This is a genomic window from Streptomyces poriferorum (assembly GCF_019399235.1).
GTDB lineage: Bacteria > Actinomycetota > Actinomycetes > Streptomycetales > Streptomycetaceae > Streptomyces > Streptomyces poriferorum.
Map to the genome: position 1 here is coordinate 1 of NZ_JAELVH010000231.1, position 10,628 is coordinate 10,628.

A 10,628-nucleotide genomic window follows, 5' to 3' on the forward strand; every position below is an offset into this window, starting at 1 on the left:
GTCGGCGGCGCCGCCGACGGCCGACCGGGCGGTGAGCATCGTCTGGTCGAGCAGGGAGCGGGCCCGCCGGTTGCCCTGCTCCTGCTCACGCGCCCCGGCCAGCGCCTCGTCCAGCACCGCGTCGGCCTCCTCCACCCGCCGCAGGGCGTCGATCGGGTCGTACGCTCCCGCGCCCAGCTCCGCCCGCACATCGCGGGTCACGGTCTGCGCGCGGGCGATCCGGCCGCGCAGGTCCGCGGTGGACACGCCTTCCGCCGTGCCCTCCAACAGCCCTCCCGCGTCCGCGAGATCCGTCTCCGTCTCCGTGAGCGCGGCCGGCAGCCTGGCCGCCGCCTCCTCCAGTTCCCGTGCCCGCCGGTCGACGGCGTCGACGAGGGTGGCCGCCTGACCGATCGCACCCTCGGTGGCCCGTACGTACACCGCCGCAGCGGCGTGGTCGCCGCCGTCCACCGCCTGGCGGGCCTGATTGAGCGACGACGTCGCGAAGACGAGCCGGTCCTTGGCCTGTTCGATGCCGCCCGCCGCGGGGGCCGACGCGGACTCCGCGTAACGGCCCCGCAGCGTGGTGAGCGTGGCCTCGGCGGCGGTGACCCGGCCGGCGAGCGCACGGAACGCGCTCTCGGCCGCGGCCAGTGCCTGCGGGGCGTCACGTTCCAGTTCCCGCAGCCGGTCGAAGTCCTCGGAGACGTCGTCCAGGCGGGCGTTGGCGTCCGCGCAGCGGCTGATGATCTCGTCCAGCATCCGCCGCCGCGTGGCGTCGTCCTCGGGGATGGCGTCGTCGAGCTGCTGACGCAACCGGAACGCCGTGGTCAGCTCGCCCTTGGCGTAGGCGACCGCCTCCGTGAACGGTGCGGCGGCCTCCTCGCCGAACTGGGCTGTGGCGAACCCGAGTTCCTCGTCGCTCGTGCGGACCGCGTCGTCCGTGGCGACGAGCGTCTCCTTGGCCCGGGCGTCGAGTTCCGGGAGCGGGGTAGGGGGCTGCGGCGGTTCGTTCCGCCCGCCTCCGGCCGGCCCCCAGCCCGTCGCGCCGGGCGTCGTACGGATGGTGGCGCGCCGCTTGCGCCGGGTGAACGCGTACGCGGCGACCGCCGCGGCGCCGCCGACGAGGACGATCGGCAGCACCAGGTCCCCGGTACTCGTCCCGCCGGAGCTCCCCGTGCCGGGGTCGTCGGCGCCCGGGGTGATCGCCGGAGTGGGGACGGGCGAACCCGCCAGGACGGCGGAGTACCCTTCGGCGGCCCCGATCGCGGCACCCGCCCAGTCGTTCTCCTTGAGCGCCGGCTCGATCGCGGTGCCCGCCACGTCCTGGAGCTGTGCGTCGGTGAGACGGGAGCCCTGGTCGACGGAGTAGGCGTACTGCCGGTCGTGGGTGGCGACGGCCAGCAGCACGTCGTCGAGGCCGAGCCCGTTGCGGTCGGCCGTCTCGTCGGCCCAGTCCTGCGGGGACCGCCCGGAGAAGTCACGGACGTAGGCCACGAAGAGCTGGATGCGGCGCTGGTCGTAGAGCCGGTCGAGCGCGGTCACCACCTGGGCCCTGCGGTCCCCGAGCGCACCCACCTTGTCGGTGATCTGCCCGTCCCGGGACAGGGTGACCGGGTCGTCGGCGCGAGCGGACAGCGCGGTGGGAAGGGCCAGCCAGCACACCGTCAACAGCACGGCGAGCAGGGCCCGGCCCGGTATCAGGATCCGGGTTCGGCTCACAGGCGGCATCACGTTTGCGAGGCTATGTCCGCCTCAGGAGCCCCGCGACCCGGCAAACGCTCCGCACGCCCCGCCCGGGAACGGCCCCCGCACCTGGTGCGTCCTGCTGTTCGTACGGGCACGGCGCACCGAGGGACGCGCCCTGTCCGTTCGTACAGCCGGAGTACACCGAGACATGCAGGGGGCACGCACGTGCGTGGGCGAATGGGGCGGGTGTCCGCCGCCGTGCGGAGCGGGGCGGCCCGGATGCTCGGCACCTGGCCGCGGCGGATCGCGTTCGGGCTGGTCCTGGTGATCGTGGTGCCGGTCCTCACCGCGGGCGTCGCCCTGCGGCTCAACTTCACCGGCGACCCCGGGGACGGCACCCGGACCCGTGGCCGCGACGCGATCTGGCTGGGGCACGCCTGGGTCGACGGCCGGAAGAAGGACGCCGACCTGGCCGCGTTCGCCGCCCGGATCAAGGGGACGGGCATCAAGGACCTGTACGTCCACGCCGGCCCGCTGGAGCACGACGGGACCCTGCCCGCCTCCCGCTACCCCAGGGCCTCCTGGCTGATCGACGCCGTGCACCGCACCATGCCCGGCATCCGGGTGCAGGCCTGGCTCGGGGACAGGCTGGCGAGCGAGGGACCCGACGGGCTGCGACTGGAGCGCGCCGCGTCACGCGAAGCGGTCGTCGGATCGGCGCGGCAGATCCTGGACGCCGGGTTCGACGGCGTGCACTTCGACCTGGAACCGCTGCACTCCGGCGACGCGCACTACCTCTGGCTCCTGGACGACCTGCACGCCCTCACCCGGGCCCGCGCCGTGCCGCTGTCCGTCGCCGCCCACCAGATCGACCCGCTGCCCGCCGCGCAGACCGTCCTCGGCGCGGTCTCCGGCCGGGGCAAGTGGTGGTCGCAGAAGTACTTCGGGCAGGTGGCCCGCCGGGTCGACCAGATCGCCGTCATGTCGTACGACACCTGGATGCCGCTGGAAGGGCTCTACGGCGGGTACGTCGCCGAACAGACGGCGCTGGCCCTCGAAGCGACGCCCCGAGACACCGATCTGCTGATGGGGCTGCCGTTCTTCCACGAGAACGACCTGGGGCACCACGCGTCGGCGGAGACGGTCGCGGCCGCGGTCCGCGGCACCAGGCTGGGGCTGGGGCGCACGGACCGCGGCCGGGAACGGTTCGGGGTCGCGCTCTATGTCGACTTCGCCGCGGAGGACGGCGACTGGGCCGCGTACCGGGAGGGCTGGCACTGACCCCCCGGTACGACCGGCTCAGATGCTGAACCGCTCCTTGGCGAGCAGCGGCCGCGCCCGGGAGCGGAACCCGCCGGTCCGGAACGGCTGCTGCAGCAGGCCGGGGCTGTGGGGCCCGGACCGCGCCGGGGCTGCGGTGGTGGGGTGGTGCGGTACGGGAGCCGGCGGAGGTCAGGTTCCGCCGGCTCCCGTACGGGCGGGAGCCGTCAGGAGCTCCCGGTCGGGGGCGGCTGTGTCTCAGCCGGCGTCGCGCGGCAGCGCGCGGGTGCGGCCCATCTCGCCCAGCCAGACGGCGGACGGCTTCGGCAGCCGCTCGAACGTCTCCGGGTCCCAGCCGATGAGGCCGAAGGTGGGTGCGTAGGAGCCCCACTCGTAGTTGTCGAGCGCGCTCCAGGCCAGGTAGCCCTGGATGTTGAGGCCGTCCTCCAGAGCGGCGGCGACCTCGTTGAGCGCACCGGTGTAGTAGTCGATCCGGCGGCTGTCGACGTCGGTGGCGATGCCGTTCTCGGTGACGATCAGCGGCATGTCGTGGCCGACGATGTCGGCGGTGTGGCGCAGCGCGTACCCGACGGCGGAGGGGTAGTACTCCCACTGTGTGAGGGTGCGCTCGACGTCGTCCGAGGTCGGGATCGGGCCGTCCGTGCCGATCTTCGTCCGGGTGTAGGACTGCACGCCGATCCAGTCGTCGCCGCGGGCGGCCTCGATGAAGACGTCCTCGCGGGGGTGACGGTAGGCCGCGGTGACGTCCTCGGCGCCGGGGAGGGCTTGGTAGACCTGGTTGGCGATGGTCCAGCCGACCTGGATGCCGGCGTTGATCGCCTTGACCTCCTTGACGGCCGCGTGGTGGGCGGCGATCACGGCGACGGTGGTCTCGTCGTCCGGGGTCGGCAGGCCGGCGGGCGGGAAGCCGATGTCGCCGCGCTTGGCCTGGCCCGCCATGACGGCGATCATGTTCGGCTCGTTGATGGTGCAGACGTGGCTGACGCCCTCGGCGATGACCGGTGCGCAGGCCGCGACGTAGCGGGCGAACAGTTCGGTCGCGCCTTCGGCGGTGAAGCCGCCGCGGGCCTCGAACCACTGGGGCACGGTGAAGTGGTGCAGGGTGACCATGGGGCGCAGCCCGCGCTCGATGGCGCCCTCGACCATCCGGCGATAGTGGGCGAGCTCGGCCCGGGAGAACCGGCCCTCGGCGGGCTCGATGCGGGCCCACTCGATGGAGAACCGGTAGTCGGTGAAGCCCAGTCCGGCCAGCACGTCCATGTCCTCGTGCCAGCGGTGGTAGCTGTCGCAGGCGTCCAGGCTGGGCTCCTGGATGTGGGTGCCCGCGGTGTGCTCCTTGACCCACCAGTCGCTGTTGGTGTTGTTGCCCTCGATCTGGTGGGCGGCCGTGGAGGCGCCCCACAGGAAGCCTTCGGGGAACGGGACCTGGGTGTGCGTCATCGCAGACTGTCTTTCTGGTGCGTGAAGGGGGTTGGCCGCGGGAGGTGAGGGGCGCGGCCCCGTACGTGTCGGTGGGGGCCGGCGGGCTACTTCATGCCCGCTGTGGCGATGCCCTGGGTGAAGTGCCGCTGGAGCGCGATGAAGACGACCAGGACCGGCAGCACGATCAGGAAGGACCCGGCCATGAGCATGCCGTTGGAGCCACCCGCCTTGTTCGGGTCGGTGGCGAAGGTCGCCAGGGCGACCGGGAGCGTGTACTTGTCGGGGTCGTTGGTCGCGATGAGCGGCCAGACGAAGTTGTTCCAGGAACCCAGGAACGTGAAGATCGACAGCGTCGCCAGGGCGGGCTTCACCAGCGGCATCACGATCCGCCAGAAGATGTACCACTCGCCGGCGCCGTCCATCCGGGCCGCTTCCAGCAGCTCGTCCGGGATCGACTGCATGAACTGCCGCATCAGGAAGACCCCGAAGGCGCCCGCCGCGAACGGCAGCACCAGACCGGCGTACGAGTCGATCAGGCCCATCTTGCTCATCAGCACGAACAGCGGCAGCAGCATCAGGTTGCCGGGCACCATGAGGGCGCCGAGCACCAGACCGAAGATCTTGTTGCGGCCGGCGAACCTCAGCTTGGCCAGGGCGTACCCGAGCATCGAGCAGAACACCAGGTTCGAGACGGTGACCAGCACCGCCACGATCACCGAGTTCATGAAGTACAGCGGCAGATCGAGCTTGTCGAGCAGGTTCCGGAAGTTGTCCAGGGTCCACTCGGTCGGGATCCAGACCGGCGGGCTCGCGGTCAGCTCGTTCGTCGTCTTGAACGCGGACAGGGCCATCCACAGGAACGGCGCCGACATGATCAGCAGGCCGAGCGACAGCAGGACGTAGACGAGGACCCGCTTCAGGGACCGCGGCTGCTTGCCGCCGTTCTGCCGCCCGGTGTCCCCGGACTTCTTCGACGGCGCCGTCGAGACGGCGCCCGGTGCACTGGTGGCGCTCATTTCGTGTTGTCCTTCAGCAGTCGGAGCTGCAGCACCGTGATGCCCATGATCACTACGAAGAGGACATACGCCATGGCGCTCGCATAGCCCATGTGGAAGAAGTTGAAGCCCTCGCGGTACATGTTCAGCGAGACGGTGAGCGTCGAGTCCGAGGGTCCGCCCTGCGTCATCACGAAGGGTTCCTCGAAGACGTTGAGGTAGCCGATGGTGGTGATCACCGTGGCGTAGAGCAGCGTGGGCCGCAGCAGCGGGACGGTGATGCCCTTGAACTCCTGCCAGATGTTCGCGCCGTCCAGCCGCGCCGCCTCCCGCACCTCGGTGGGGATGGCCTGCAGACCGGCGATGAAGAGCACCATGACCGTGCCCAGGTTCCGCCAGACCGCCATCGCGATCATCGAGGGCATGGCGAGCTTCTCGGAGCCGAGGAAGTCCGGCGCGGTGAGGCCCACTTCGGAGAAGAGGCCCGCGACGAGACCGTCGCTCGGATCGAGGACGAAGCGCCAGACGACGGCGACCGCGACGATGGTGGTGACGACCGGGGCGTAGAAGCCGACACGGAAGAAGGTCCGGGCCCGGTCGATGCCGTTGTTCAGCAGGACGGCGACGACCAGCCCGAGGAAGATCGTCAGCGGCACGCCGATGACGACGAAGTACGCCGTGTTGAACAGCGACTTGAGGAACTTCTCGTCGCTGAACAGCTTGGTGTAGTTCTCGAAGCCGATGAAGTTCGCGTCCAGCGGATGCGTCACGTTGCGCAGCCCGAAGTCCGTGAAGCTCATCACCAGCGTGGCGATGATCGGGACGGCCATGAAGACGAGGAAGAGCACCAGGAAGGGAGTGGAGAACAGCCAGCCGGCCATGTTCTGCACGCCCATCGAGGGCTTCCTGCGGCTTCGCGAGCCCTTCGGCCCGGCGGCCGGGGACACGGTGGTCCCCGGCCCGGCCTGCACCTTGGCCGGCTGCGCGGCCTTTCCGGTCGTGGTGCTCATGGCTCCTACTTCACGAGGCCTTCGATCTCGGACTGCGCGGTCTTCAGCGCGTCCTCGGCGGACGCCTTGCCCTGGGTCACCTTCGCTATGGCCTGGTCGACCTTGTCGGTGATCTCGCTCAGGTTGGGCAGCGAGGGGGAGGACTTGGCGGTGTCCATCTGCTTCTTGAAGATCTGCAGATCGGCGTCGTCGGCGAGGTCACCGGAGGTCCAGGCGGCGGTGTTGGCCGGCAGGTCCTTGGTGCGCTCGTACCAGTCGGCCTGGCCCTTGGTGTCGGTCAGGTACTTGATGAACTCGGTGGCCGCGGCCTTGTGCTCGCTGTCCTTGGAGATCACCAGGGAGGAGCCGCCGGCCATCGAGGTGGAGGACTTGTCGGCGGGGACGGCGGCCACCGCCCACTTGCCCTTGATCTGCGGCTGGCCCTCGTTCAGCAGGGTGACGTGCCAGGGGCCGCCGAAGAACATCGGGACGCGGCCGTTGCCGAAGTCCTTCACGACGTCGTAGCCGGGCGGCACGGACTTGTTGGAGAGCCCCTTGTCGAAGTACGAGCCGTACTCCTTGAGCGCCCTGACGGCCTCGGGGCTGTCGATGACGGCCTCGCCCTTGTCGTTGACGATCTCGCCGCCGGCCGAGTAGAGGAAGGAGTAGAAGTTCTGCACCGTGTCCAGGCCGCTGGGCTGGATGGACAGGCCCCACTTGGTGTCCGCCTTCTTCTGGTAGGCGGTCGCGAGGGCCTGCATCTCCTTCCAGTCGGTCGGAGCCTTGGTGATGCCGGCCTTCTCCGCCAGGTCGGTGCGGTAGTAGAGGACGCGGGTGTCGACGTACCACGGCACGCCGTACGCCTGGCCGTCGACCTCGCCCTGCTTCCAGCCGGCCGGGAAGAAGTCCTTCTCCTGGAAGGTCTTGGTGTCGACCGGCTCCAGGACGCCGAGCTCGGAGAACTCGCCCATGTAGCTTCCGCCCATCTGCGCCACGTCCGGCATGGTGCCGGCGGCGGCCGCGGAGACGAGCTTCTGGTGGGCGACGTCCCAGCCGACCGGGGTCACCTTGACGGTGATGTTCGGGTTGGCCTTCTCGTACACCTTGGCCACGTCCGCGAGCTTCTCGCCCTCGGCCCCCATGGCCCAGACGGTCAGCGTCTGCTTGCTGTCCGCGGCGACGTCCTCGCCACCGGAGCTGCCGCACGCGGTGAGACCGAGGGAGAGCACGACAGCGATACCGATGCCGGTGGAGGCGGTTCTGGCGGTGCGGGACATGGAGGGCTCCTCCTTGAGCAATCCGAATGTATGCGCTGCCTGTAAGCGCATACATCACTCTGCGGCAGAGATTCGGGAATCCGCAAGAGGGTGCTAGGTCACACTCGTGCAACGTGCTGGACATCTGAATGTTCAACTTGGAACGGTAAGCGTGCTGTTTGCGGAAAAGGTGACGATGTGACTGATTCCGCATGGTTGGTTCCAGGATTGGACGGCGTCCGGCCCGGGAGACGGGCGGCGATATTCTCGCGATCATGACTTCGTACGTGCATGACTTCCCGTTCGATCCGGCCTACGGGCACACCCTCGACGAGCTCATGGCCGTGCCCGCGCCGCCCGCTCCCGACGACTTCGCGGACTTCTGGCGGGCGCGGTACGACGCCGCCCGCAAGGTCGCCACGGACCCGGAGATAGGGCCGCTGGAGGAAGAGCGCGACGGCGTGCGGATCCACGGTGTGACGTACACCTCGGTGGGCGGCGTGCGCCTGGGCGGCTGGCTGGCCCTGCCCGTGGAACCGGAGCCGGTACGCCACGGGTTCGTCATCGGGCACGGGTACGGGGGGCGCGCGGAGCCGGGGCCCGACGTCCCGCTGCCGCTGCCCCGGTCGGCCGCGATCCTGCCGTGCGTACGGGGGATGGGTTCACGCGGCCTCGTGGCGGGCATCCCCGATGTCTCCGCGCAGCATGTGCTGCACGGCATCGAGTCGCGCGACACCTATGTCATCGGCGACTGCGTGGCGGACCTGTGGTGCGCGGCCTCCGCGCTCGTGGAGCTGGTGCCGGAGCTCGCCGGGGCGGGCCGGCTGGGCCTCCTCGGCGAGAGCTTCGGCGGCGGGCTCGGGGCGCTGGCCCTGCCGTGGGACGACCGGTTCGGGGCGGCACAGCTGACGGTGCCCACGTTCGGGAACCACCCGCTGCGGCTCACGCTGCCGTGCGCGGGCAGCGGGGAGTCCGTGCGCGGGTACCACCGCGAACACCCCGAGGTCGTGGAGGTGCTGCGGTACTTCGACGCCGCGACGGCCGCGGGGCTCGTGGAGCAGCCGACGCTGGTGGCCGCGGCACTGTTCGACCCGTCCGTGCCGCCGCCGGGCCAGTTCGCCGTGCACAACGCGCCGGCGGGGGAGCGGGATCTGCTGGTGCTGCCGGCGGGGCACTTCACGTACGACGGGCTGGAGCAGGAGGTGGCCGGGCTGGTGGCGGCGCGGCGCGGGTTCTTCGGGAAGTGGATGGCCTGAGACCGGCCCGTACGGTCAGCAGCCGCAGCTGGTCCGGCGGATCACGGAGACCGGGAGGGTGAGCGACACCGGCTCGCGGCCGGTGTCGCTCAGGCGCTGGACCAGCAGCTCGACCGCCTGCTCGCCCAGCCGGCGGATCGGCTGGCGCACCGTCGTCAGCGACGGCTGGACGATCCGGCCGAGCGGGATCCCGTCGAAGCCGGTCACCGCCATGTCCTGGGGCACCCGTACGCCGCGCCGGGCCAGGGCGCGCAGGGCGCCCACCGCCATCTGGTCGTTGGCGAACAGCATCGCCTCGGGCCGTTCCCCGCCCCGGTCCAGCAGCGTCTCGGCCGCCAGCGCTCCCTCGGCCTGTTTCATCATCGTCGTCCGCAGGGCCGGCTCGTCCGGCACCGGCAGTCCGGCGTCCCGGCACGCCTCCCGGAAGCCGCGGAACCGGGCCTCCGCGTCCGGTGAGTCGGTGTCGCCCCCGACGAAGACCAGCCGGCGCAGGCCGTGGTCCTCGATCAGGTGGCGGGTCAGCTCACGTTCGCCGTCGGCGTTGGCGACGACGATGTGGTCGAGGTGGTCGATCTCGCGCGGTCCGGCGAGCATCACCACCGGCAGCCGGCGCGATATCACTTCGAGGTCCTCGGTCGGCACGGTCTGCGCCAGGACGGCGAAACCGTCGACCCGCCCCGCGACCTTCGCGACCAGGCTCTCCGGGCCGCCCTCCAGCGACGCGGCGATCAGCAGCGCGTACCCGTGCCGCCGGGCCGCGCGCTCCATGCCGCGGATGATCTGGTCGGAGTAGAGCATCACCGCGTCGTCGGCGTCACTGTCCGCCTCGGCGTCGGCCTCGGCGTCCGGGTCGGCGTAGTCGGGGAAGCACAGGCCGAGCACTCCGGTGGTGCGGCTCGCCAGCCCTCGTGCGTTGCCGCTCGGTACGTAACCGAGCTCGCGCGCCGCCTCCAGGACCCGCTCACGGGTCTGGGCGCGCACGGATTCCGGGGTGCGGTAGACCCGCGAAACCGTGGCGATGGAGACGCCCGACCGCTCCGCGACGTCGTACACCGTTGGGGCGCTCACTCGACCGACCGTCCGCTTCTTCTCTGTACTGACGCGTGCCGACAGAGATGTCGGCGTACACGTTTTGAAAGCGCATTCACCCTAGATCGCGGGCCGGGAACGGGCAAGACCATCCAGGAACCAACAGGCAACCTTGCAAGATGTCCTGTGCATCTTTTACGGTGGAGGCATGACGCGACCGTCCGGAACCACGCCCGCCGACCCGACCGCGGAGGCGGTGGCGCAGCAGCTCGCCTCCGTCGTCGGCCGGCTGCTGCGACGGCTGCGCTCCTCGTCGTCCGAGAGTCTGCTGACCCCGACCCAGCGCTCGGTGCTGGCCAGGCTGGAGGACGGGGGGCCGGCCACCACGGCCGATCTGGCCCGCGCCGAGTTCGTGCGCCCCCAGTCCATGCGGCTGACCCTGGGCGCCCTGGAGGAGCAGGGGCTCATCGCGCGCGCGCCCGATCCGGCCGATGGCCGCAAGTCGGTCGTGTCGGTGACGGACACCGGCCGCACGACCCTCGCGGAGGTCCGGGCCGCCAAGCGCAACTGGCTCGCCGAGGCCGTCGCCGCCGAACTGGACGGGGCCGAGCGGCGCACCGTCGCCGAGGCCGCGACCCTCATCGAGCGCCTGGTCGGTTCCTGACCGGGCGCGATAGGCGCGGGTGCGGCTCCTCGGCCGCCGGCGCCCGCCCCCGTACCACCGTCCCATCC

At 70.9% G+C, this 10,628-nt stretch carries 9 protein-coding genes; 3 read left to right on the forward strand and 6 right to left on the reverse strand.

Annotation, left to right across the window (positions count from 1 at the left end):
- Nucleotides 1-1,710 (reverse strand): TPM domain-containing protein (locus tag JGS39_RS30055; protein WP_219572860.1); only part of this gene is annotated, 1,710 nt, incomplete at its 3' end.
- Between the two features lie 195 nt (nt 1,711-1,905).
- On the opposite strand from JGS39_RS30055, the gene JGS39_RS30060 reads away from it, so the two are divergent.
- Nucleotides 1,906-2,949: a glycoside hydrolase family 18 protein gene (locus JGS39_RS30060; protein WP_372456179.1), complete on the forward strand. Its 1,044-nt coding sequence runs from the start codon at nt 1,906-1,908 to the stop codon at nt 2,947-2,949.
- A 237-nt stretch (nt 2,950-3,186) separates the two neighbouring features.
- Here JGS39_RS30060 and JGS39_RS30065 read toward each other — a convergent pair whose 3' ends face one another.
- From JGS39_RS30065 to JGS39_RS30080, 4 genes are all read right to left on the reverse strand, one after another.
- Nucleotides 3,187-4,389 carry a glycoside hydrolase family 1 protein gene (locus tag JGS39_RS30065; RefSeq protein ID WP_219572854.1) on the reverse strand — a complete coding sequence of 401 codons (1,203 nt, stop codon included), beginning with the start codon at nt 4,387-4,389 and terminating at the stop codon, nt 3,187-3,189.
- Nucleotides 4,390-4,475: 86 nt separating this feature from the next.
- Nucleotides 4,476-5,387 carry a carbohydrate ABC transporter permease gene (locus tag JGS39_RS30070; protein ID WP_236064323.1) on the reverse strand — a complete coding sequence of 304 codons (912 nt, stop codon included), beginning with the start codon at nt 5,385-5,387 and terminating at the stop codon, nt 4,476-4,478.
- Nucleotides 5,384-6,376 carry a carbohydrate ABC transporter permease gene (locus JGS39_RS30075; RefSeq protein ID WP_219572855.1) on the reverse strand — a complete coding sequence of 331 codons (993 nt, stop codon included), beginning with the start codon at nt 6,374-6,376 and terminating at the stop codon, nt 5,384-5,386. The genes JGS39_RS30070 and JGS39_RS30075 overlap by 4 nt, the downstream gene beginning before the upstream one ends.
- Nucleotides 6,377-6,381: 5 nt before the next feature.
- Complete coding sequence (locus tag JGS39_RS30080) at nt 6,382-7,632, reverse strand: sugar ABC transporter substrate-binding protein (protein ID WP_219572856.1); 1,251 nt, start codon at nt 7,630-7,632, stop codon at nt 6,382-6,384.
- A gap of 254 nt (nt 7,633-7,886) precedes the next feature.
- On the opposite strand from JGS39_RS30080, the gene JGS39_RS30085 reads away from it, so the two are divergent.
- Nucleotides 7,887-8,867, forward strand: coding sequence for an acetylxylan esterase (locus JGS39_RS30085; protein WP_219572857.1), 981 nt, complete (start codon nt 7,887-7,889; stop codon nt 8,865-8,867).
- A gap of 15 nt (nt 8,868-8,882) precedes the next feature.
- Here the strand turns inward: JGS39_RS30085 and JGS39_RS30090 are convergent, their stop codons facing one another.
- Nucleotides 8,883-9,935, reverse strand: a complete 1,053-nt coding sequence (locus tag JGS39_RS30090; protein WP_219572858.1) for a LacI family DNA-binding transcriptional regulator — start codon at nt 9,933-9,935, stop codon at nt 8,883-8,885.
- A 169-nt stretch (nt 9,936-10,104) separates the two neighbouring features.
- Here JGS39_RS30090 and JGS39_RS30095 point away from each other — a divergent pair, with 169 nt between their 5' ends.
- Complete coding sequence (locus JGS39_RS30095) at nt 10,105-10,560, forward strand: MarR family winged helix-turn-helix transcriptional regulator (protein WP_219572859.1); 456 nt, start codon at nt 10,105-10,107, stop codon at nt 10,558-10,560.
- Nucleotides 10,561-10,628 lie beyond the last annotated feature (68 nt).